This window comes from Vibrio qinghaiensis, from assembly GCF_002257545.1.
Classification (GTDB): Bacteria; Pseudomonadota; Gammaproteobacteria; order Enterobacterales; family Vibrionaceae; genus Vibrio; species Vibrio ordalii.
Genome location: NZ_CP022741.1, coordinates 2,421,897 through 2,445,603, shown reverse-complemented (window position 1 = coordinate 2,445,603; position 23,707 = coordinate 2,421,897). Strand labels below are relative to the sequence as shown.

Annotated in this window: 22 protein-coding genes and 1 riboswitch; of the genes, 11 read left to right on the top strand and 11 right to left on the bottom strand. The window is 47.2% G+C overall.

From position 1 onward, the window contains the following. Positions 1-15 precede the first annotated feature (15 nt). The 3 genes from cysD (at position 16) to cysC (ending at position 3,068) form a co-directional block, all read left to right on the top strand. Positions 16-924, top strand: coding sequence for a sulfate adenylyltransferase subunit CysD (gene cysD, locus CCZ37_RS11320; protein ID WP_244187267.1), 909 nt, complete (start codon positions 16-18; stop codon positions 922-924). A 17-nt stretch (positions 925-941) separates the two neighbouring features. Further along, positions 942-2,372: a sulfate adenylyltransferase subunit CysN gene (cysN, locus tag CCZ37_RS11315; protein ID WP_094500551.1), complete on the top strand. Its 1,431-nt coding sequence runs from the start codon at positions 942-944 to the stop codon at positions 2,370-2,372. A gap of 78 nt (positions 2,373-2,450) precedes the next feature. Next, positions 2,451-3,068 carry an adenylyl-sulfate kinase gene (cysC, locus tag CCZ37_RS11310; RefSeq protein ID WP_094500550.1) on the top strand — a complete coding sequence of 206 codons (618 nt, stop codon included), beginning with the start codon at positions 2,451-2,453 and terminating at the stop codon, positions 3,066-3,068. A gap of 42 nt (positions 3,069-3,110) precedes the next feature. Here cysC and CCZ37_RS11305 read toward each other — a convergent pair whose 3' ends face one another. From CCZ37_RS11305 to msrA, 8 genes are all read right to left on the bottom strand, one after another. Continuing rightward, complete coding sequence (locus CCZ37_RS11305; protein WP_010318793.1) at positions 3,111-4,010, bottom strand: TIGR03899 family protein; 900 nt, start codon at positions 4,008-4,010, stop codon at positions 3,111-3,113. 295 nt (positions 4,011-4,305) lie between these two features. Continuing rightward, entirely contained in the window at positions 4,306-4,806 is a 501-nt protein-coding gene (locus CCZ37_RS11300; RefSeq protein WP_047690499.1) for a DUF3299 domain-containing protein, read from the bottom strand. A 9-nt stretch (positions 4,807-4,815) separates the two neighbouring features. Next, positions 4,816-6,075: an ABC transporter permease gene (locus CCZ37_RS11295; protein ID WP_094500549.1), complete on the bottom strand. Its 1,260-nt coding sequence runs from the start codon at positions 6,073-6,075 to the stop codon at positions 4,816-4,818. After that, a complete protein-coding gene (locus CCZ37_RS11290) occupies positions 6,072-6,788 on the bottom strand; it encodes an ABC transporter ATP-binding protein (RefSeq protein ID WP_094500548.1) in 717 nt (238 codons plus the stop codon). The genes CCZ37_RS11295 and CCZ37_RS11290 overlap by 4 nt, the downstream gene beginning before the upstream one ends. 69 nt (positions 6,789-6,857) lie before the next feature. Then, entirely contained in the window at positions 6,858-7,517 is a 660-nt protein-coding gene (zrgA, locus tag CCZ37_RS11285; protein ID WP_208613916.1) for a zinc uptake protein ZrgA, read from the bottom strand. An 81-nt stretch (positions 7,518-7,598) separates the two neighbouring features. Continuing rightward, positions 7,599-7,892 (bottom strand): DUF2607 family protein, encoded by a 294-nt coding sequence (locus tag CCZ37_RS11280; RefSeq protein ID WP_094500546.1) that lies wholly within the window; start codon positions 7,890-7,892, stop codon positions 7,599-7,601. A gap of 140 nt (positions 7,893-8,032) precedes the next feature. Beyond that, on the bottom strand, positions 8,033-8,584 hold the full coding sequence (locus CCZ37_RS11275) for a YtfJ family protein (protein WP_010318798.1): 552 nt from the start codon (positions 8,582-8,584) through the stop codon (positions 8,033-8,035). 113 nt (positions 8,585-8,697) lie between these two features. Continuing rightward, entirely contained in the window at positions 8,698-9,336 is a 639-nt protein-coding gene (gene msrA, locus CCZ37_RS11270; RefSeq protein WP_094500545.1) for a peptide-methionine (S)-S-oxide reductase MsrA, read from the bottom strand. 167 nt (positions 9,337-9,503) lie between these two features. Between msrA and tamA the strand changes: the two genes are divergently transcribed. From tamA to CCZ37_RS11255, 3 genes are read left to right on the top strand one after another with little or no spacing between them, the layout of a single operon-like run. After that, positions 9,504-11,216 (top strand): autotransporter assembly complex protein TamA, encoded by a 1,713-nt coding sequence (gene tamA / locus CCZ37_RS11265; RefSeq protein ID WP_094500544.1) that lies wholly within the window; start codon positions 9,504-9,506, stop codon positions 11,214-11,216. Further along, positions 11,213-15,010, top strand: coding sequence for an autotransporter assembly complex protein TamB (gene tamB / locus CCZ37_RS11260; protein WP_094500543.1), 3,798 nt, complete (start codon positions 11,213-11,215; stop codon positions 15,008-15,010). The genes tamA and tamB overlap by 4 nt, the downstream gene beginning before the upstream one ends. A 10-nt stretch (positions 15,011-15,020) precedes the next feature. Beyond that, entirely contained in the window at positions 15,021-15,368 is a 348-nt protein-coding gene (locus CCZ37_RS11255) for a gamma-glutamylcyclotransferase family protein (protein WP_167372407.1), read from the top strand. A gap of 230 nt (positions 15,369-15,598) precedes the next feature. Here CCZ37_RS11255 and ppa read toward each other — a convergent pair whose 3' ends face one another. Continuing rightward, entirely contained in the window at positions 15,599-16,126 is a 528-nt protein-coding gene (ppa, locus tag CCZ37_RS11250; RefSeq protein WP_010318803.1) for an inorganic diphosphatase, read from the bottom strand. A 177-nt stretch (positions 16,127-16,303) separates the two neighbouring features. Beyond that, positions 16,304-17,314: a class 1 fructose-bisphosphatase gene (gene fbp / locus CCZ37_RS11245; protein ID WP_094500541.1), complete on the bottom strand. Its 1,011-nt coding sequence runs from the start codon at positions 17,312-17,314 to the stop codon at positions 16,304-16,306. A 274-nt stretch (positions 17,315-17,588) separates the two neighbouring features. Between fbp and mpl the strand changes: the two genes are divergently transcribed. The 5 genes from mpl to thiQ all read left to right on the top strand — a co-directional run bounded on the left by mpl (position 17,589) and on the right by thiQ (position 23,121). Next, positions 17,589-18,947 carry a UDP-N-acetylmuramate:L-alanyl-gamma-D-glutamyl-meso-diaminopimelate ligase gene (gene mpl / locus CCZ37_RS11240; protein ID WP_010318805.1) on the top strand — a complete coding sequence of 453 codons (1,359 nt, stop codon included), beginning with the start codon at positions 17,589-17,591 and terminating at the stop codon, positions 18,945-18,947. Positions 18,948-18,976: 29 nt separating this feature from the next. Then, the gene (locus tag CCZ37_RS11235; RefSeq protein WP_094500540.1) at positions 18,977-19,606 is read left to right on the top strand and encodes a flavin prenyltransferase UbiX; all 630 of its coding nucleotides are present in this window, start codon (positions 18,977-18,979) and stop codon (positions 19,604-19,606) included. Positions 19,607-19,635: 29 nt separating this feature from the next. Beyond that, a riboswitch (TPP riboswitch) is annotated at positions 19,636-19,755 on the top strand. Positions 19,756-19,821: 66 nt separating this feature from the next. Continuing rightward, the gene (gene thiB / locus CCZ37_RS11230) at positions 19,822-20,814 is read left to right on the top strand and encodes a thiamine ABC transporter substrate binding subunit (protein WP_094500539.1); all 993 of its coding nucleotides are present in this window, start codon (positions 19,822-19,824) and stop codon (positions 20,812-20,814) included. A 13-nt stretch (positions 20,815-20,827) separates the two neighbouring features. After that, the gene (thiP, locus tag CCZ37_RS11225; RefSeq protein ID WP_094500538.1) at positions 20,828-22,423 is read left to right on the top strand and encodes a thiamine/thiamine pyrophosphate ABC transporter permease ThiP; all 1,596 of its coding nucleotides are present in this window, start codon (positions 20,828-20,830) and stop codon (positions 22,421-22,423) included. Then, the gene (thiQ, locus tag CCZ37_RS11220) at positions 22,417-23,121 is read left to right on the top strand and encodes a thiamine ABC transporter ATP-binding protein (protein ID WP_010318809.1); all 705 of its coding nucleotides are present in this window, start codon (positions 22,417-22,419) and stop codon (positions 23,119-23,121) included. The genes thiP and thiQ overlap by 7 nt, the downstream gene beginning before the upstream one ends. A gap of 54 nt (positions 23,122-23,175) precedes the next feature. On the opposite strand, the gene yjgA is transcribed toward thiQ, so the two are convergent. After that, complete coding sequence (gene yjgA, locus CCZ37_RS11215; protein WP_010318810.1) at positions 23,176-23,703, bottom strand: ribosome biogenesis factor YjgA; 528 nt, start codon at positions 23,701-23,703, stop codon at positions 23,176-23,178. Positions 23,704-23,707 lie beyond the last annotated feature (4 nt).

Genomic DNA, 23,707 nt, shown 5'->3' with positions numbered 1-23,707 from the left:
AAAGGAAGCATGAAGATGGATCAACAACGCTTAACCCATTTACAACAGCTCGAAGCCGAAAGTATTCATATTTTACGTGAAGTGGCGGCTGAATTTGATAACCCAGTAATGATGTATTCGATTGGTAAAGACTCTTCGGTGATGCTGCATTTAGCGCGCAAGGCTTTTTATCCGGGGAAAATTCCGTTTCCTTTTCTGCATGTCGATACTGACTGGAAGTTTCGCGAGATGATTGAATTTCGTGATCGCGCAGCACAAAAGTATGGTTTTGAACTGCTGGTGCACAAAAACCCAGAAGGTTTGGCAATGGGTTGTAGTCCATTTGTTCATGGATCTTCAAAACACACTGATATCATGAAAACTCAAGGGTTAAAGCAAGCGTTGAATAAATACGGTTTTGATGCTGCTTTTGGTGGTGCGCGTCGTGATGAAGAGAAATCACGCGCGAAAGAGCGTGTTTATTCTTTTCGTGACAAGAACCACACGTGGGATCCGAAGAACCAGCGTCCGGAGCTATGGAAAACCTACAACGGCCAAATCAATAAAGGTGAGAGCATTCGTGTTTTCCCGTTGTCGAACTGGACTGAATTGGATATTTGGCAATACATCTATTTGGAAAATATCGAGATCGTACCGCTGTATTTATCGGACATTCGCCCAGTTGTCGAACGCGATGGGATGCTGATCATGGTTGATGATGAGCGGATGAAGCTGCAACCTGGAGAAGAAGTTCAGCACAAGAGTGTGCGTTTTCGCACGTTAGGTTGTTATCCACTCACTGGCGCAATTGAATCAGAGGCCAATACGCTAACGGGCATTATTGAAGAGATGCTGGTGGCCACTTCCAGTGAACGACAAGGCCGCGCGATCGACCACGATCAATCAGGATCGATGGAATTGAAAAAACGCCAAGGTTATTTCTAAGCCTCTAAGGAAAGATTATGAATAGTGCAGTTCAGGCTCAGCTTTCTGAGATCGGTATTGAAGCTTATCTCACGCAACACCAGCACAAATCGTTACTGAGATTTCTGACTTGTGGCTCGGTTGATGATGGAAAAAGTACCTTGATTGGTCGTTTGCTTCATGACACAAAACAGATTTATGAAGATCAACTGGCCGCCGTCCATTCCGATAGCCAGCGTGTTGGCACGACGGGCGAGCGCCCCGATTTAGCTCTGTTAGTTGATGGCCTGCAAGCGGAACGTGAGCAAGGGATCACTATTGACGTGGCGTATCGATATTTCTCTACTCAAAAGCGCAAATTCATTATTGCCGATACTCCGGGGCATGAGCAGTACACGCGCAATATGGCGACGGGCGCATCCACTTGCGATCTCGCGGTGATTTTGATCGATGCCCGTAAAGGCATTTTGGATCAAACGCGTCGCCACTCATTCATTGCCAATCTGTTAGGTTTGAAGCATTTTGTGGTGGCGGTGAATAAGATGGATCTGGTCGATTACTCACAAGATCGTTTTGAGCAGATCCGTCAAGACTACGTGGAATTTTCAAAGCATCTGCAAGGTGATACTGATATTCAGATCATCCCGCTTTCTGCTCTGGAAGGGGACAACGTGGTTGAAGCAAGCCAGCACATGCCTTGGTATCAAGGCCCATCACTGTTGGAGCTGCTTGAAACGGTGGACGTTGATCAGCAAAAAGGAGCCGGTGAGTTTCGTTTTCCAGTGCAGTATGTGAACCGACCGAATCTCGATTTTCGCGGTTTTGCTGGCACGATTGCAGCGGGCAGCATCAGCGTTGGAGATGCAATCACCGCACTTCCGTCCGGAAAAACATCCATCGTGGCACGTATTGTTACTTTCGATGGAGATTTGCCGCAAGCGCAAGCAGGCCAAGCGGTGACGTTAACGCTTAGCGATGAAATTGATATCAGCCGTGGTGATCTTATTGTGCTGCAAGGAGCACAGGTTGAATCAACCAACCATCTATTAGCCGATGTGGTTTGGATGACAGAACAACCGCTCAAAGCCGGGCGTGAATACAACATCAAAATTGCGGGTAAGAAAACCGTCGGCCAGTTGCAAGCGGTGCGTCACCAGTACGATATTAATAATTTATCGACTTATCACAGTGAAGAGTTGCCGCTCAATGGCATTGGCTTGTGTGAATGGTCGCTAACAGAGTCGATCGCGCTGGATAAATACTTAGACAGTGCCAATACTGGTGGTTTTATCATCATCGATCGCCTGACGAATGTGACGGTGGGAGCGGGCTTGGTTCGAGATAGTTTGCAAAACATCGCTCATGCTCAAAGCGCCCACTCTGCATTTGAAGTGGAGTTGAATGCCTTGATCCGCAAGCACTTTCCACACTGGGAAGCCAAAGATCTTCGTCAGTTATTCAAGGCTTAACTGTGGTGATTCGGTGGGAGGGATTGCCGCTTACCGCGTCCCTCTATTGGCTAGTTTGAGGCAACAAAGGATTGAGTAATGAGTACGAATTTGGCCAATAAAGATGAAAATGTTGTCTGGCATCAGCATACGGTGGATAAGTCGTTCCGCGCCAATTTAAAACAACAACAGCCAGCAGTATTGTGGTTTACGGGGCTGTCAGGGGCCGGAAAATCAACCATTGCTGGTGCGTTGGAACAGCGTTTAGCTCAACTCGGGTATCACACCTATTTACTCGATGGGGATAATGTACGCCACGGCTTGTGCAACGACCTTGGGTTCTCAGAGCAAGATCGGCGAGAAAATATTCGCCGTATTGGTGAACTCGCGAAGTTGATGGCCGATGCTGGGTTAATCGTGTTATCAGCATTCATTTCACCGCATCGCGCTGAGCGTCAATTAGTGCGCGATATGCTGCCACAAGGTGAGTTCATCGAAGTGTTTGTCAATACCAAGTTGGACGTGTGCGAGCAGCGCGATCCGAAGGGGTTATATAAAAAAGCGCGCGCTGGTGAAATCAGTAATTTTACGGGCATTGACTCTGAGTATGAGTCGCCGCAAAACCCTGAGATCGATCTTGCGGCTGGCGAAAAAAGCATTGATGAGCTGGTGGAAATTTGCCTAACAGCGCTGCAAGTACGAGCGATTATCGCCTAATGTAGAAGAGGGCTCATCAGCTTGAGCCCTTTATTTTTGAGGCTAGACGGCGTGATGAAAAGAGCTGCTGGCAACGTCGGTGTGGACAGTGAATTTCTGGCTAAGCACCGCCAACATCTGATCGTAGTATTGCATATTCGGTTTATTACCCAGTAGCTTACACAGCTCATTACCAGTGGGACTAAAACGGTAATAGAGCAGCCTGACCCCTTTACTCATCGATTGCAGTGACAGATTCTTGCCTTGATAGGTCAACAGCAGTGCCGGTTCAAGTTCAATTTCTCCAGATTCCAGTTCAGTGGCATGCAGTAAGCCAAGCTCGATCAGTACTAATAGGCTCGAATAGGGCAGTTGGAAGCTACCCATATTGATGACAAATGTGCTGATGCGTTTTCCTAAACTAAAAATACCGTTAGTAGCACGAATGCCGACCAACAGCTTGCGGCTGTTATCGCTGCCAAAACAGCAGGCTAACGCTGAGGCTTTTTGGAGTATCTGCGCCTCTTTTGGTGTCATGTCTTGTAATACTTGCAGTGCTTTCATTGAGGTTGAACCGGGGTTAGTCACCTCGCGTTTGAGCACTTGCGCCCAAAGTCGCTGCATCGAAGAGTTGTGGATGTCTTGCGCCATATCGAAAAAGCGGTGTAACCAATCTTGATCTGGCTCTCCGGCGGTCTCATTTTTACAAGAAACATGCGCCAGTTTGACGATCTGCTCTAGGTTTTTTTGTCGCTGCTCTTTACGTTGCTGTTCTCTAAATAAAGCGCGATCAAGCGAGGTTTTTTCTGGCGGATCCGTTTGTAGCAGCGCATCTAAGCCGTGATATTGAGCAATATTCAAAATGCGACTACCACTGTCTTTGATATAGCTCGATTTTTTTTCGTGGCTTTGACCTGAGTTGGCTTGATGTTCAATCACTACAGGGTTGTTGGTATCTGCCATTTTATGTCCGCTTCAATCACCCATTTCATTCATGGATTAAAATGTAACGTGTAACGCATTTTCCATCTAGGAAAAACATTCGTTCTAGATCATAAATTTGCGCTATCCCTTATGATAATAAATTGTTAAGGTTGTTATCAGAGTTTGTGGGGTGCTTATGAAGTGTTGGAAAGAAAATAGACGGAAAAAGCACCTATCGATCACTTTACTATTGTTGATATATGTCGCTTTGCTAGCGTATTTATCTAAATATATCGTTTAGTTTAGATGAATCAATAGGTTGCTATTTTGTTAACTACATGTCGTCGTATTCTTCGATTGCAGTGCCTTCGATTACATACCCTGTTTCGGCCAGATCGTGGCTAACACTTTCGGTTTTCAGTGTCCCAATCAGATAAATTACATCCCAGAGCTGCTGGATTGGAGCACCTTGCGGATATTTCACATAAATAATTTGGTTTGGTGGCGGTGGTGGCACGTGAATGCATGCGCCAAAGTAGGGCACCAGTAGAAACTCAGTAACGTTATTGGCGTCACCTTCCAGTGGGATCACAAAGCCGGGTATTTTGACCACGCTGCCATTGAGCTCTTTTCTAACCCCGCCGATTTTTGATTGTGCAGCCGTCATGTCACCGTCATGGCTCAATGCTGGCATGCCATCGGCGTTGAATTGGTTACGTTCGTTCTCCGGGATCAGATCGATCCAATCGAGCGTCAGTACTTGTTCATTACTCTGTGCGTATATCGGTAACAAGCCTGATAGCAGCAGCGCGCTGATAAGCAGTAGTTTTTTCATCGTTAAGTCCTAAATTCGAATGGTCATTCCATCGCTAAGTGATTGTCTATAGGCGCGTAGAGCAGGGATAACACCAATAATAATGCCAGCCAGCTGTACATAAGCTAATAATTGCCACTCATAGCCGCTTAAGGTGCTGAGTGTGATTTGAATGCCATAATGCTGCGCAATAAAAGGTTGCGCCAGTGCGAGCAGTGAATATAACCCCGCTAATCCAACGCAGATGCCAATGAAGGTCAGCGTCGTCGCTTCGCTGATAAGCAGAGCAAAAATATGTTTAGGTTGTGCGCCCATGGCGCGCAGAATCGCCATTTCACGGCGTCTTTCCTGCAAGCTTGTCAGTAAGCTGCTGAGCATGCCAAGTAACCCGGCTGCTACCACAAAGACCGACACCGCCATTAAAGCTTGTTCTGCTATCGACATCATACCCCACAGTTCTTGCAGAGCGACGCCGGGCATAATGGCGCTCAAGGGTTCTTGGCGATAGTTATTGATTTCACGTTGCAGTGCAAAGGTTTGAATTTTCGATTTTAAACCGATCAACATGGCGGTGATCTGCTTGGGTTGAAAGTTGTGTTGTTCAAGCTGCTCTTTGGATGGCGAATTGCCTAAATGCGCACCCGATTCCCAACCCACGTGAATGGCTTCAATTGCTTCTAATGAGACATGCACCGTTTTGTCTACGGGCGTTCCCGTTGGCGCTAAAATGCCCACTACTTTGAAAGGGAGGTTGTCGTGGCGGCTAAAACCTACATCGCTGATGCCATGCGCAATAATGATGTCACTGCCAATATGGTAACCTAAGGTTTCGGCGACATCAGAACCCAATACCGTTTCAAATAAACCATGAAAATCAGTGCCTTGATAGAAGGTAAGTGGTTGCTTACTTCCATATTTGAAATGCTCAAAATAATGGTGATTGGTGCCCATGACGCGAAACCCTTGGTGTGAGTCACCCAAGGAAATGGGGATCGCCCACTTGACGCTGCGATGCTCACTGAAGGCTTGGTAGCTTTTCCAGTCGATATTGTTGGTGGCATTGCCAATTCTAAATACCGAATAGAGCAGCAAGTTGACTTGTCCAGAGCGGCCACCGACGATTAGATCCGTCCCTGAAATGGTGTTGGCAAAGCTCTCTTTGGCTTGAGTTCGAATGCGTTCAACCCCCATTAACAGGATGACTGAAATGGCGACCGTCAGAATGGAGAGTAGTGCCGTGGTTTTGCGGTTAAGTACGCTTTTCCACGCCAAATTGGTAATCACATTCATGCTGCGACTCCTGCCTTATTCAATTGAGGGAGGTAAACTGCGCGGTCAAATAAAGCTTCTAAGGTGGGATCGTGGCTCACAAACACCAGTGTTGAACCTGCCCGATTCGCCTCTTCCAATAGCAGTTCGATAAACGCGAGTCGATTATCGTGATCCAGCGCCGAGGTTGGCTCATCGGCGATGATCAGCTTGGGTTCGCCAATCAGTGCTCTCGCCGCCGCGACACGCTGCTGCTGGCCAATACTCAGTTCGATAACCGGTTTGGCCAATAGTTCTGGTGCAAGATGTAATCGAGTGAGTAGCTGCTGTGCTTTCTCAATCAGATCGCCTGCCACATTCTGCTGGCGAGTGCTGGAAAAGTGGCAAGGTAGCGTAACGTTTTCAATCACTGAGAGATAAGGCAATAAATTAAATTGTTGAAAAATGTAGCCAATGTGATCGGCTCGAAAACGATCCCGCTGACGAGAAGTTAGCGTCGACAGGTTGGTGCCTAAAATAGAGACCTCCCCTCGTTGTGCTTGGTTGATCCCGGTCAGTAAGCTCAGTAAGGTCGATTTGCCACAACCACTTGGCCCTTTAATAAAAAGGTGCTCTCCACGTTTTACACAAAGATCCTGGATAGATAAGGCTGGTTGTGAGCTGTTCGGCCAACGAAATTCGACCTCTTTCAATTCAATGACAGACGTCAGCGATAGAATATGCAAATCACTCATTGTAAATTCCTTTAACGACAATGAACCTAGAGTAAGTGTGTGCTTACTCTAGGTTGTTGCTTATACGCCTTAAAACGTAATGCGAGTGCTGTTTGTTTTTAACTCTAAGGCAGATTGTGCTTTGTCTGTCAGTACATTGGCAGAGATTGTTTGGGTATTTGGGAACAAGTTAAACCATTGCGTGTCGAGGTACCGCAATTGCGGCATGTTATCGCAGTGATATTGGTACTGAACCGTGAATTCACCGTGACCACTGTGCTCGCCTTCATCATGCACATCTTTTTTATGGTCATGGTGTGCGTGTTGAGCATCTTTATCTTGATGTTTATCATCATGCTTTTCATGATTGTCGTGGTCGTGGTCGTGGTCGTGGTCGTGGTCGTGGTCGTGGTCGTGGTGCTCACCATTTAACGTATGCGCGATACGACTTTCTTCTAAATGACATTTGGCTGGAGCGGGCAGCTGGAAAATGCCATCGGCGTGGCTGAACTGCTCAAGGACTTTATTTAAGCGCTGTTGTTGTTCATCATTTTGTGGTGCATGTTCAAAGCCGACTACATCAGCGCCAGGGGCGGTGATTTCAATCAGTAAATCTTGCCCATCTTGAGCAATATTGAACTCGACGTGGCCATGTACATGGGCTTCATGCTGGCGAAACTCTTCATTTGCCAGTGCTGGCGTGCTTAAAATTAGGCCGATAGAGAGAGCGAGTTTACGTTGGATAAGCATTGGGTGATTCCTTTTAAACATCAAAATAGCCCTTAGCGCGTTGGCTTTGGGTAACAAATCATAAATAACCAGATAAGACGTCTAAAAGTGAGGAGGCGAGCGAGCAAGATAAGCGTAATGAGCTGAGGGGCGACGCTGAGTTTTTTCAACCGTCGCACGAATTTCTGTGCCACTAACGACAGGGAGAGTAGGCAGTGCGCAGCTTAATGCATTTTGTAGCCCAGAAAAAAGTTGGCAATGATGCTGCGCGTGATGCGCAGGATTAGTATCGAGGTGATGATCTACATAAGCGACATTCAGCCATAGCATCAGCAGCATGGCACATAATGCAATGTTTTGAGCTCGGTAATGGGGGCAACGTAGACGGGTAAACATCAAACCAATACAGTAGTAAAATGATAATTGTTATAATATAACAATATTGTGAGAATAAAGCGTACTCTTATTTTTATAAAAGCACCTTTCACCCCGATATGTTTAGCAAAGGCAGCCGTGTTATCGGCCACCTAAGGTTATTATAAATTCTGCTTAATCAAGCCTAAAACCGTTTGAATTTCCTCATCACTCAATGCACCTTCCTTAACAAACAGTACCTTGCCTTGCTTGTCTTGAACGATGATCGCCGATGATTCCTCTTTTAAATCCCACGCTTTGGCTATATTTCCCGCTTCATCTAGCACCATGGAAGACCACGGAAACTCTTTCTTGCTGTCTTGAGCGGAAGATTTGACAAACGATCCTGTGCCCCAAATCGCATCATCTTGGTTGATGATCGAGGTGGTTTGATAACTTTCTGCGGGAAATTGTGCGGCCGTAATGGCACCCATCAATGGTGCATTTAACGCTTTAGCACTGCTGCGACCAGCAATAGCTTGAATGACGCGTACTTTGCCTAGCAGTTGGCTGGTATCCCAAGTTTGAAAGGCCGTTTTATCATCTTGTAGAATGATTTCACCATATTTTTCCACTGAAACATCAGCAACTCGCTGACCTTGGGTAATGTTGTGTGCCATGGCAAGCGCTGGACAGCAGGCCATTAGAATGGCGATCACTCGTTTACTTTTCATTGTAGGGGTCCCCTTTAGTTGAGCAACAAAGGTATAGCACAGAATCAATAAAACCACGAAAAGAGGCCATTAACCGGTTAACAAAATGCTAACAAAGCCTCAATTCTACACGCTTATTCGCTGAGCTGGGGTGGGAAGCAGATGCCTGTTCCTCCTAACCCACAATAACCATTTGGATTTTTAGCTAAGTATTGTTGATGATAGCTTTCGGCGTAGTAGTAAGGACCAGCGGGTGCAATTTCGGTGGTAATTAAGGCTCGTTGACTGGCTGACAACGCCTGCTGGTACCGCTGCTTTGAGGCCTGTGCTATTTGCTGTTGTTGTGCTGAATAGGTATAGATAGCGGAGCGATACTGGGTGCCTTTATCGTTACCTTGACGCATGCCTTGGGTCGGATCGTGTTTTTCCCAAAAATGACTTAATAGCCTTTCTAATGGCAAGCGTTGTGGATTAAAAATCACGCGTACCACTTCAGTATGGCCAGTTTCACCACTGCATACTTCTTCGTAAGTTGGGTTTGGGGTAAAGCCGCCTGCATAGCCTACTGCAGTCGACACCACACCATCGAGTTGCCAAAATAAGCGTTCAGCGCCCCAAAAACAGCCCATACCAATCACTATTTGTTGCTGATGCTCATTAGGCTGCTCAGTGATGTTGCTGTGGTTAACGTAATGAATTTCCTCCACTGGCATAGGGGTTTCTCGTCCTTTCAGTGCTGTTTGTGCGCTGACCATTGTTTGTTTATTGAGCATGAACTTTCCTTTCGTGTGTCTATTTTGGGCTTTATTTATTGTTGTTGAGCCACTGTTTCACATTCAGCCCGAATAATTGACTGATTTCATACAGACGGAGCTTGCTATTGGCGGTATGATTTCCATCCATTAACGATCTGTTTACTCAACTGTTCCTTTAATTAAGCATGAGACGAAAATCATTACCAGTTCTATTCACGATGCTACTTGTTTCCACTTCCGCGTATGCCAAGGTGGCGTTAACCATTAATGGTTTACAGGGTGAATTAGAAAACAACGTTGAAGCCTATTTATCGTCTATTCTAGAGAGCGACTATTCAACGCATCCTCGTTTTCAATCTCGTTTAGAGAAAAGTATGACGGAAGCGCTTGCGGCGCTCGGTTACTATCATCCTCAATTTGAGTTTGTGGTGGCGAGCGATGAGCAAGCGCTGGTGGTTAATATTAATCCCGGGCCGTTAACCACTATTAAAGAGATGGATGTGGTGATCAGCGGGGAAGCTGAATCTGATGTTGATTTTGCCAATCTTATTAGCCGCAATGCTCTTAAAGTGGGCGCGGCGGTTAATCATGGCCAGTACGATGCTTTGAAATCGGGTATCCGTAACTTAGCGCTGCAAAAAGGTTATTTTAACGGCAATTTTGAATTAAGCCGTTTGGAAGTCGCGCCAGAGTTGAATGAAGCTTTTGTTCGTCTTCATTTTAACAGTGGTATCCGTTACCATTTTGGTCCTTCTGTTATTACTGGCAATCAAATTGAAGAGCAGCGAGTCCGCTCACTTCAGCCTTATAAAAACAATGATCCTTATCTGGTTTCCAAGGTCGGGGAATATAACCAAAACTTATCCAATACTGATTGGTTTTCCTCGGTTTTTGTCGAACCCGATCTCAGCCAACTGGAGAACGGCCGCGAACTGCCGATGAAGGTTTCCCTTGCACCGCAAGCTCGAAACCAACTTGAAACTGGTTTAGGTTACTCAACGGATGTGGGAGTGCGCGGTTCATTTAAATGGAAGAAACCTTGGGTTAACAGCCTCGGCCACAGCTTTGATAGTAGTTTCTCCCTTTCCTCCCCTGAGCAGACTATTACTGCTGGTTATAAAATTCCACTGGAAGATGTGCGGCGTGAATATTATCGAATTCAGTATGGGATGAAGAATCTCGACAACCGTGATACGAAGAGTTTGGAATCTAACTTATCGTTTGAGCGCCACTGGCTGCGTGATGGTGGCTGGCATCGAACCCTATTCGTTCGTTATTTGATAGAAAACTACGAACAAGGTTTGCAAAGTGATGTCGGCCAGTTTGTATTACCGGGAGCGACCTATTCTCGTGTACGTGTTCGCGGTGGTTCAATGCCGATGTGGGGCGATAAACAGAGCATCACACTTGAGTATGGCGATCCGAATTTCGTTTCTGAAACGCGCGTGGTGCGCTTGTTGGCGGGTACGGCTTGGATACGCAGCGCTGGGCAAAACCATCGTGGTTTATTGCGTTTAGACAGTGGCGCAAACTTCAGTGAAGAGTTTGATAAACTCTCGCCTTCTCTGCGTTTCTTTGCAGGTGGCGATAACAATTTACGAGGTTATAGTTATCAATCTATCTCACCTAAAGATGCTAGCGGCGCACTGACTGGGGCCCAATACATCGCCACCAGTTCGTTGGAGTATCAATATCGTTTGGTTGGAAATTGGTGGGGTGCACTGTTTGTCGATTATGGCGATGCCTTTAATGATTCGCCGGATTGGAAAACTGGTGTGGGAGCTGGGATTCGTTGGGCTTCTCCGGTTGGACCGATCCGCTTAGATTTTGCATGGGGGCTTGACGCCAATCCCGGTGATGAATTTCAGCTGCATTTCACCTTGGGGCCTGAACTATGACCAAAGTGATGTTGAAGATAACCAAATGGGCATCGGCGATTTTATTCACCTTGTTGGGCGCGGTATTTATTGCACTCGCAGCCTTGTTGTTTACCAACACAGGGCTTAACGGCCTGTTGTGGGGAGCGCAAAAAGCGCTGCCACAACTGCAGGTTGCCAGCGCTCAAGGTGCCATTTTTCCACGTTTCACGCTCAACCAAGTCACCTTTTCCGATGAGGCATTAAAGCTCGAACTCGATCTACAGCGCGTGACATTAGCCATAAGTGCTAGCTGCTTATTGGAGCCTTCAATTTGCTTAAATGAACTTGCGATCAGTGGCTTAAGGCTGGCGCTGCCAGAGCTTCCCCCTTCGACGCAAGGTGAGCCTTCGTCTGCCTCTGATCCCATTACGTCAATCTCCACACCAGTACCAATTAAGGTCGGCCGTGTTGAGCTCAATGATATTCAACTGGATATTTTGGGCAATACGCTGGCATGGAAGCAATTTTCTACTCATGCCTCATTTCAAGGTAACCGCTTACGGATTGGCAAAACCAGTTGGAGCGATATTCAACTGAAGCTTGCGACCAATGACGAGGTAGATTCAGCCTCAAGCGCACAATCCAAACCCACTCAATCCACAACCGTATCATCGACTGTTGCACCTACGGTGAAAACGCCGATTACCTTGCCAGAGGTGATCATTCCGCTGCAATTGGAAGTGGCGCGTTTTGATATTAATCGTTTTACCCTTGAGCAAGCTGAGCCTTTGGTTGTCAACCACATTGGTTTGGTTGTGAATGCTTATCAGAGCAGCGTTTCATTAAAATCACTTGAGCTTGAGCTGCCACAATTGATTGCCAATCTGAAAGCTGATGCGCAGCTGAAGGGAGACTATCCACTCAATCTCTCTTTAAAAAGCACGCTCAAAATGGCCGAAGCTCAGGGGCAAACACTGGCACTAGAGGCTTCGGGTAGCTTGGGTGATTTAACGCTCAACGCGAAACTGGGCGGGCTTGCGCAAGCAAACTTAAATGCGCAATTGGCGCTACTGCAACCTGAGATCCCGTTTGATATTTCGTTGGATGATGTTCAAGCACAGTGGCCATTGATTGGGCAAGGAGACTATTTTGTTCGCGTGCCGAGTTTAAAAACTCAAGGCTCACTCGACGGATATAGCGTGGCGCTCAATGGCCAACTGCAAGGTAAAGAGCTGCCCGATGTGAGGCTGGATGTTGCTGGTAAAGGCACTTTACAGCAAATCAACTTAGATTCTTTGCTGGTCGACACCTTAGGGGGGCAAATTGCTGGCCAAGTGATGGCTAACTGGCAAGCCCCAATTCACTGGCAAGCGGCGCTGAATTTAGAACAGATTCAGCCGGGATTGCAGTGGCCGGAAGCCGAAGGCGTGATCAGCGGTAAGCTCGAAACCACGGGCGAGCTGACCGCGCAGGGCAGTTGGAACGTTGCGCTGCCTATTTTGGATATTGAGGGAGTGTTGCGTGGCTACCCACTGAATATTGAAGGTCAATTAAACGCATCAGATATGACAGGGAAAGGCGCTTTTACTGTGTCGACCAGCGGCTTAACGTTAGCCCATGGACCCAACCAGATTACGGCCAAAGGTGAGCTGGATAAAGAGTGGCGTATGAGCTTATCGGTTGATTTTGCGGATCTGGTGAAAAGTGTTCCTGATTTGCACGGCAAAGTGATTGGCGATATTTATCTGCGTGGCGATTTACAGCAGCCACAAATTAAGCTGCGCCTTAGTGCAAATGATCTTGCTTGGCAGCAACAAGCGAGTCTAAAGCAGGTGACCTTAACCGGTGATGTGACGCCACTGCCTGTGCCACAAGCCGAAGTGAAGTTGCAGGCAAGCCTGTTGAGCTACCAACAGCAGTTAGTTGATCGTATTGACTTGCATTTTTCAGGTACCCAAGCGCAGCATCAACTGAGCTTAGACGTCATTTCAAATCTGATTTCAACCAGCTTGGCGATCAGTGGATCTTTGGAAGATAAGCCGACGATGCAGTGGCAAGGTGCGCTGGAACGAGTACAACTGTCCACAGAACAAGGGCCGTGGCTATTAAACCAAGCGACACCTGTTGCGGTTAATATCGAGAAGCAGCAAGCCACGATTGCCGCGCATTGTTGGCAGCAAGAGGGAGCATCGCTCTGCTTAGATAAAGACGCGACTGTGGGGCAAAGTGGTGCGGCCGAGCTCTCTCTCAACCATTTTGATTTTCAGCAAATCGCAATGTTTTTACCGCAAGAGACTCAGCTTAAAGGCCAAGCCGATGTCAGTCTCACCGCTCAATGGGCGCCCAATACCGCGCCTCAAGCGAAAGTATTACTCAGCTTAAGCCAAGGTGCAGTCACGCAGCACATCGATCAAGCCATTACTTTAGGTTGGGATAGTGTCACTATTGACAGTACGCTTGAACAGAACAAGCTGTTTGCTCGTTGGCTAGTGGATGTGACCGATAATGGCGATCTGTCGGGGCAAATCACCATTGCGGATCTAATGGCAAAAGAGAAAATGATGGATGGCGCAGTAACGCTTTCCACTTTTAATATTGATTTTCTACAGCCGCTGCTTGGGGATTATAGCCAAGCGAAATCGAAGGTTCGCAGTCAACTTGCCTTCAGTGGGCCGATGTTGCACCCAAAAGTGATGGGCAGCGTGGTGGTGGATGACATTGTCGTTAAAGGCGATATTTCGCCACTGGATATTAACTCGGGCCGAGTGGCGATCGACTTTAATGGTTACCAAGCCTTGCTCAATGCAGCGATTCAAACAGCGGATGGCGAGTTGAGTATCAAGGGGGATGCCGACTGGCAGAAAATGGAGCAGTGGCGTGCCAACCTGCGCGTGTTGGCCGATGAGCTATTGGTGGATCTGCCGCCTATCGTCAAGATTAAAGTTATCCCAGACATGAGCATTACGCTGGAACCTCAACTGGCCACTGTGACAGGAAATATTAACCTGCCTTGGGGACGTATTGTGGTAGAAGAGTTGCCATCAAGTGCGATCAGTGTTTCTAAAGATCAAGTGATATTGGACTCTGCTTTGCAGCCTGTGAGCGAGCAAAGCGTCATGCCATTTAACGTTGAAACTAATGTAAACATCTCGATTGGTGATGATTTCAGGCTCAGTGCCTTTGGTTTGCAAGGCGGGTTGATTGGCCGCCTCAATGTGGCGCAAAAGGATAAAGGCCCAATGATTACTGGAGAAGTAAACATTCAAAATGGTTCGTATCGCTCTTTTGGACAAGATTTGTTGATCCAAGAAGGTAAAATTTTAATGAATGGACCAGTGGATCAACCTTATGTTTCTATTCGAGCCGTGCGCAACCCTAATAACACACAAGATGGTGTTATTGCTGGGGTGAAAGTGACGGGGCCCGCTGATGAACCTGCGGTTTCTATTTTTTCAGAACCCGCGATGCCACAAGCCAATGCTCTTTCTTACCTACTTCGTGGTCAGAATATTGATGGTGAGGCGGGTGGCAATGCGATGACTACTGCGCTGATTGGTCTGAGCTTGGCACAAAGCGGTAAAGTGGTGGGTGAAATTGGCCAAGCTTTTGGCGTACAAGATCTACAGTTGGATACGGCTGGTGCCGGTGATGATTCACAAGTGACAGTGAGTGGTTATATTTTACCGGGATTACAAGTGAAATATGGCGTTGGTATTTTCAGTTCGGTCGGTGAATTTACCGTGCGTTATCGCTTAATGAGAGATCTGTACATTGAAGCGGTATCCGGCCTTGATAGCGCGGTGGATCTTTTGTATCAGTTTGAATTTAACTAGGGACGGTTACATGCAACATCTGATTTTTGTCTACGGTACATTACGCCGTGGTGAAAGTAATGCACACCTGCTTGAGACAAGCGAAATGTTGGGCTCATTCTGCACACAGCCTGACTACGCGCTGTACGATCTAGGTCCATATCCTGGATTGACTCAGGGTCAGCAATCGATAGTCGGTGAGGTATATCGAGTGGATGAGCAAACACTAGCAAAACTCGATATTTTAGAAGATATTCCTATCGAATATCGCCGTGAAACGGTTGATACCCCATTTGGCCGTGCGTGGATTTATCTCTATCAAGATCACAGCCGTCTTACTGCTGTGATTGATTCTGGAGACTGGTGCCAACGGGTGTAACGAACGGCGTTGAAAATGGAAATAAAAAAGCCATATCGCGCGTTAGCAGGATGTGGCTTTTTATTTATAACGACACTTATACCCTTCCTACTTGAAGCTGCAGCGGTGTTGGCTACGTTTGTTCACCCCAATCACATAGTTTGCCTATGAGCATGGGGACTCACTTGCCGCCTACCTGCAACTCCAAGTTGTTTGGGTATATAACTATCGTGACTGTTTAATGATGGTGACTACTTTTGAGCGCGTTCAAATGAAGTCAGGATTTCAGCTCGCGCGGCAGCGGCATCTTCCCATCCATCGACTTTGACCCATTTGCCCGCTTCAAGCTCTTTATAGCGTTCAAAGAACTGTGTAATTTGCGCTTTCAGTAGTGCTGGCAGGTCATTTACGTCTTGAATGTGGTCGTACTCTTTGGTGAGCTTGGAGTGAGGAACCGCCACCACTTTGGCATCTTCACCAGACTCATCGGTCATCTTCAATACGCCAACTGGGCGGCAGCGAATCACCGAGCCTGGCATCAGCGGATAAGGGGTGGGCACCAACACATCGACAGGATCGCCATCGAGCGATAAGGTGTGATTCACATAACCGTAGTTGCATGGGTAGAACATAGGTGAAGACATGAAACGGTCCACAAACACCGCGCCAGATTCTTTGTCGACTTCGTATTTGATTGGGTCGGCGTTGGCTGGGATTTCAATCACCACGTAAATATCATCAGGCAGTGATTTTCCTGCCGGCACGTTGTTTAAGCTCATTTAGCATTTCCTTTTTCGTCGCTGGACTTAAATTGTGTTGGGTTGATTAACAGAACGTAAACGCTTGTGTTGCAACTTTAGCGGTAAATAGGAAACGGTGTAAACCGTAAAAAGAGAGCCTTGCCTCATATTTATCGATAAAAAAAGCGCCTAGAGTTAGGCGCTCACTGAGCTTGTTTAGTCACGGTTGAGTTCTAAAAACTCTTCCAATTTTCGGACCATATTTTTTGAACCGCAGAAGAATGGCACACGTTGATGCAGTTCTGTCGGCTTAATATCCAACACGCGATTGACACCGTCAGAAGCAATACCACCTGCTTGTTCAATCAAAAACGCCATTGGATTACATTCATACAATAGGCGCAGTTTGCCGTTTGGATGGCTTTGCGTGCTTGGGTATAGATAGATGCCACCTTTGAGCAGATTACGGTGAAAATCCGCCACCAATGAACCAATGTAACGTGAGGTGTAAGGGCGATTATCTTCAGGCACACTCTCTTGGCAATATTTAATGTATTTTTTTACGCCGGTTGGGAAGCGGATGTAGTTACCTTCATTGATGGAGTAAATTTTACCATCATCGAAGGTCATCATATTGGGGTGTGAAAGATAGAAAGTGCCGAGTGACGGATCATAAGTAAAGCCATTTACGCCGTTGCCAGTGGTATACACCAACATGGTTGAAGAGCCGTAAATAACATAACCAGCCGCAACCTGTTTATTACCGGGTTGTAAGAAGTCTTCTTGTGTTGGGGGCGTGCCGACTGGCGATACGCGGCGATAAATAGAAAAAATCGTGCCGACAGAGACATTGACATCGATGTTGGATGAGCCGTCCAGCGGGTCCATCAACACCACGTATTTTGCGTTTTTGTTGAGCTCTTTGCTGAACGCAACCGCTTCATCTTCTTCTTCACTGGCGACACCACACACTTGATCGCGCGCTTCAAGCGCCGCTTTAAATTTTTCGTTGGCGTAGACATCGAGTTTTTGTTGTTCTTCGCCTTGAATATTATCTGAGCCCACCGCACCAGTAATATCAGCAAGGCCCGCTTTGTTGATTTCTCTGTTAACAATTTTTGCCGCAAGACGAATAGAGGACAACAGAGATGAAAGATCACCGCTTGCGTGGGGGAAGTCATGTTGTTTCTCAACAATAAACTCGCCAAGAGTGCGAATCTCAGACATGTTATTTCCTTAACATAGCTATATAGGATAGGGAGTGATTGTTTCACAACGCATCCTCTTACTGGGATGTCGGCCGAAACGAGTCACCCATTTGATAACGTTTGGGTAACAATGAGATTCTAGGGCTTAGATCTTTTTAATGGTAATGAAGTAACAGATTGAGATCTCAATTTGTTTGTCGACTTTTGAGAAGTTGCAAACATGCTCGCTTTTCTTAAATGGATGGTGATAATGGAGGCAATCACTCACAACGCCATGTGCGAGGCTAGGATTTATGCATATTCACATTCTTGGGATTTGCGGTACGTTTATGGGCGGTGTTGCCGTTTTAGCGCGGCAATTAGGTCATAAAGTTACCGGCAGCGACGCCAACGTTTACCCACCGATGAGTACGTTATTGGAGTCTCAAGGTATCGAGATTATCGAAGGCTTTGACCCTGCTCAATTAGAGCCCAAGCCTGATTTGGTGGTGATTGGCAACGCCATGAGTCGCGGCAATCCGTGTGTTGAATATGTGCTGAACCACAACTTGCGTTACACCTCTGGCCCGCAATGGTTGCAAGAGTTTCTGTTGCATGACCGCTGGGTCCTTGCGGTGGCTGGCACACACGGTAAAACCACTACGTCGAGCATGTTGGCGTGGATCTTAGAAGATTGCGGTTACCAACCGGGCTTTTTGGTGGGAGGCGTACTTGGCAACTTTGGCATTTCTGCGCGTTTGGGCGAAAGCATGTTTTTTGTGGTAGAAGCCGATGAATATGACAGTGCTTTTTTCGATAAGCGTTCTAAGTTTGTCCATTATCACCCACGCACTTTAGTGTTGAATAACTTAGAGTTTGATCATGCAGACATTTTTGACGATCTTGAAGCGATTAAGCGCCAATTTCATCATCTAGTGCGTACTGTTCCGGGCAATGGTCGTATTTTTGCTCCGCAAAAAGAGCGCGCATTAGCGGATGTTCTCGCACGTGGCTGCTGGAGCGAAACTGAGTTTACCGGTGAGCAAGCGCAGTGGAAAGCTGAAAAAATCACGCGTGATGGTTCGCAATTTGATGTGTTCTTTGACAATGAACGCGTGGGGCGCGTAACTTGGGATTTGGTTGGCGATCATAATGTCGATAACGCCTTAATGGCGATTGGCGCGGCGCGTCACGTAGGGGTCACTCCAGATTTAGCCTGTCAAGCTTTGGGCAAATTTATCAATACCAAACGTCGTTTAGAGCTTAAAGGCGAAGTGAACGGTATTACGTTGTATGACGATTTTGCTCATCATCCAACGGCCATTGAACTTACTTTGGGTGGTTTACGTAACAAGGTAGGCGATCAGAAAATTATCGCGGTTTTAGAGCCTCGTTCGGCTACGATGAAGTTGGGCGTGCATAAGCAAACTTTAGCGGCGTCATTACAGCAAGCCGATTCAGTTTATCTCTATCAGCCGAACAATCTTGCTTGGTCGGTGCAGGATGTGGCTGACCAATGCTCACAACCAGCGCAAGTGAATGATGATATTGATGCTTTCGTCGCGCAAATTGCGCAGCAAGCCCAGCCGGGCGATCACATTTTGGTGATGAGCAATGGTGGCTTTGAAGGTATTCATAACAAGCTCCTACTTGCATTAAATCAAGCCATGTAATGCCAGCGACACAAACGAAATAGAGAGTTATGACAACAAAACAGCAAGCCATCACTTTAGCCTTTACTGGCGCTTCAGGTGCTCCTTACGGACTTCGTCTGTTGGAGTGTTTATTGGCTGCAGATTACCGAGTGTATCTGCTGATCTCTTCGGCCGCGCGCGTTGTGCTTGCAACCGAGCAGGGGTTGAAGTTGCCCAGTGGAACTGAGGCGGCCAAAGCGGCGTTGGTGGAACATTTACACTGTGATGCCTCACAGCTTGTCGTGTGCGGCAAAGAAGAGTGGTTCTCACCAGTGGCTTCGGGCTCTGCTGCGCCAAAACAGATGGTGGTGTGCCCATGTTCAGCAGGCAGCGTTGCGGCGATTGCCCATGGCATGTCCGATAATTTGATCGAACGTGCTGCCGATGTCGTGATGAAAGAGCGTGGCCAACTGGTGTTAGTGGTGCGCGAAACGCCGTTTTCCACCTTACATTTAGAAAACATGCTCAAGTTGTCGCAAATGGGCGTCACCATTATGCCCGCTGCCCCCGGTTTTTATCATCAGCCGCAGTCAATTGAAGACTTGGTCGATTTTATGGTGGCGCGTATTTTGGACCACTTAGGCGTTGAACAAGGGCTTGTGCCGCGTTGGGGATATGACTCACGCCCAACGGTATAGCTTATTGCGTTAATTCCAATTACAATCCACCTCACTCAACGGGGAGCAAATCATTCATCTCAATGAATGCTGCTGAGATCAAGCGTGAGCTTGGGACCCGTAAACCTGAACCAGATAATGCTGGCGTAGGAATTGGGTTAGGATCTCAGAATAGGAATAATGGAATATTCTCATCCTCCTCAAGCCTGTGCCGCTCAACCAAGGAGAGCGACCAGTTGAACACCACTCTTAATACCATTGCACTTGCCATCATTACCTCTTTTTCAGCGCACGCCGCTGACAATATCCTTACCGTTTATACCTACGACTCGTTCGCATCAGAATGGGGCCCGGGACCAGCGATTGAAAAAGCATTCGAAGCACAATGCGCTTGCGATCTTCAGTTTGTGGCACTCGATGATGGAGTATCGATCCTAAACCGTTTGCGTCTTGAAGGTAATAACAGTAAAGCAGACATCGTACTCGGTTTAGATAACAACTTAATGGCCGAGGCCAAACAGACTGGCTTATTGACAAATCATAATGTCGAGACGAGCCAAGTCACGCTACCCGGTGGTTGGAGTGATGAAACGTTTGTTCCTTATGATTACGGCTATTTTGCCTTTGTTTACAATAAAGAAAAATTAACAAACCCACCGCAAAGCTTAAAAGAGTTGGTAGAAAAGCGCGATGATCTTAAAGTGATTTATCAAGATCCGCGCACTTCAACACCCGGTCAAGGCTTACTGCTGTGGATGAAATCTGTCTATGGTGAGAAAGCCAATTTAGCATGGCAACAGCTCGCCAATAAGACGGTGACAGTCACCAAAGGTTGGTCAGAAGCCTATGCGATGTTTCTAAAAGGTGAGTCTGATCTGGTGCTCTCTTACACCACCTCTCCAGCCTATCATTTGATTGCGGAAAATGACGCCAAGTACGCGGCTGCCGATTTTGCCGAAGGACACTACATGCAAGTGGAAGTGGCTGCGAAAGTAAAACACAGTGATAACGGCAAATTGGCCGATGAGTTCATGCACTTTATTTTAAGTGATCAATTTCAGTCGGTGATGCCAACCGGAAACTGGATGTATCCTGTGACGTCTGTCGTGCTACCGAAAGGTTTTGAAACGCTGGCTGTGCCATCAAAGGCGCTTACCTTTAGCGCACAAGAGGTGTCTGAGATGCGTAAAGCGTGGATCCGTGAGTGGCAAACTGCCTTAACGTTTTAAGGTGCGATAAAGTTTGAATGCTATTCCTAAAATAGGCATTGGGGTCGCGATACTTGTCGCGACCTTTGTCATCAGTGCGTTGGCGGCGTTGCTGTTACAAGCACCCAGCTTAAATGTGATGCACGTATGGCAAGACCCGTATTATCGCCACGTTACTCAATTTAGTTTTTACCAAGCCAGCTTGTCGATGCTGCTCAGTGTTGGCTTCGCGCTTCCTGTTGCTCACGCACTTTACCGTCGTCGATTTTGCGGACGTGCGCTGCTGATCAAATTGTTTGCAACGACCTTAGTGCTTCCAGTGCTGGTGGGCGTATTTGGTTTGTTGGCCATTTATGGTAATAGCGGTCTGCTCGCCTCGCTGCTCGCGTGGTTTGATAGCAAACTGCCGTTTTCCATTTACGGATTAAACGGGATTTTACTGGCGCATCTGTTTTTTAATCTCCCGTATGCCAGCCGTTTATTGCTGCAAGCGTTAGAGTCGATCCCGGCTGAGCAGCATAAGTTATGCGCGCATCTTGGTATGAGTCATTGGCACAAATTTCGTTGGGTTGAATGGCCGCGTTTGCGTCAGCAGCTTCCTCATGTCTGTGGTTTGGTGTTCATGCTCTGTTTTACCAGTTTTGCCACTGTGATGGCACTTGGCGGCGGGCCTAAATCCACCACGATTGAGCTGGCGATTTATCAGGCGATCAAATTTGATTTTGATTTACAAGCCGGCGCGCTGCTTGCGCTGTGGCAGATGCTGTTATGCGGGCTGCTGTCTCTATCCATTTCACGTCTAGCGAAGCCGTTAGCCATCACCACAGGGCGTCAAGCGAGTGATTATGTGGTTAGTCGAGACAATCGAAAAGCGCAATGTTGGGACGGCGCATGGATCTTCCTTGCGTTGCTGTTAGTACTTCCGCCGCTGGTGATGGTCATCTTGAGCGGTTTAAATTCGCAGCTTTTTCACGTCTTGAGCGATGAGCAATTCTGGCGTGCGCTTTGGGCTTCACTGCAAGTGGCGTTATTGGCAAGCGTGGTTGCTGTTTCGGCTGGGGTTGCCATACTCATCACGACTCGCGCTTGGCGCCTGCAGCAGCACAACCGTAAGGCGGACCAACTAGAGTTGATTGGCGCGATTATTTTGGTCACGCCAGGGCTTGTTATCAGCACCGGGCTTTTTCTGTTACTGCGCATCTGGACCGATGCATTTAGCCTAGCGTATTGGGTAGTTTTTTTCGTCAATGGATTAATGGCATTGCCATATGTGTTGAAAACATTGGCGCAACCTATGCTGCATATCGCGCAGCAATATCAATGGTTATGTGCCAGCCTTGGCATTAAAGGGTGGCAGCGTTTGCAAGTGATTGAGCTGCGTGCGTTGCGTAAACCCTTAGCGCATGCCTTTGCGATCAGCTTTTTGCTCTCAATGGGGGATTTAAGTGCGATTGCTCTATTTGGTAGCCAAGAGTTTAGAACCTTACCGCTTTACTTGTTCCAACTGCTAGGCAGTTACCAAATGCAAGCGGCGGCGGTGGTTTCTCTTACGCTGTTGCTACTCAGTGTGGGGTGTTTTGCCCTCATTGAGCGGTTATTTCACTCACATTCAAAGGTAAAGCAATGTTAGAACTCAAGGCCGTGCACTATGAGTATCAACAGGAGTGGTTTGAATTTTCGCTCTCTGTACCGCGAGGGGCGATTCTCTCTTTAATGGGGCCAAGCGGGGCGGGCAAGTCGACTTTACTGAGCTTAGTTGCGGGCTTTATTGCACCGAAAAGCGGTGATATTCAAGTTCAAGGGCAATCCTTGCTTGGGCAAGAGCCACACTTGCGTCCTTTTTCGATGCTGTTTCAAGAGCACAATCTTTTTGCCCATCTCACTGTGCGTGAAAATATTAGCCTTGGGCTACATCCGGGGCTGAAATTAACCCCTTCACAAAAGGCGTTGGTTGAGTGCGCCGCGCAGCAAGTGGGTTTGGCTGCGCTACTTGATCGCTTGCCTGAGCAGCTCTCAGGGGGGCAGCGTCAACGAGTTGCTCTGGCGCGCTGTTTTGTACAACCACATCCTATCTGGCTGCTGGATGAGCCCTTTTCCGCCTTGGATCCGCTACTCAGAGAAGAGATGCTACTTTTGGTTAAGCAGTTAGCCGCAGAAAGAGAGATCACTGTTGTGATGGTGACGCACCATATTAGTGATGCCAAAGCGATTGCGAGCCATTTTGCGTTTATGGCTCAAGGACATGTGTTAGTGAGTGATCGTATTGAGGCACTTTCCGCGCAACACGCAGACGCGCAGCTCAGTGATTTTGTGCGTGCGGGGGAATAAAAAAACCTCACACGTTTAGGTGAGGTTTTGGCATCTAATCAGCACTATGACAGGTTAAACTGACTTATCGTTATGCTCTCTGAGCACTTGGAAAATCTCTCGTGATGCTCTTGGTGGTTTGCTGTTGGCTTTCTCTTTATTTGCTTGACGCGCTAATTGGCGCAGACGTTGACGATCCATCTCTGGATAGAGTGCCATCGCATCTTCAATCGCGCTGTCACCTTTCTCAACAATACGATCACGCATCTGTTCGAGCTTGTGCAGCATGGCGGTATTTTGTGAATGCTTATTGCGCAGTTTATCCAATGCCGCTTGAATCGGTTCGGCATCGATGGTACGCATCATTTTACCAATGTATTGCAGTTGGCGGCGTCTGGCTTCCATGCTAAAACGCTGAGCATCTTTGATGGCATCCATCAAATCTTCAGACATCGGGATTTTTGCTAACTGAGACGGCTTCAGAGCAACCAGCTCTTCACCCAGTTTTTGTAGCTCAGTCATGTCGTTTTTCATTTCGGTTTTGCTAACCCAAATGATCTCCTCTTCTTCTTCCCAAGGAGCTTTTTGATTCTTACGCGCCATTTTC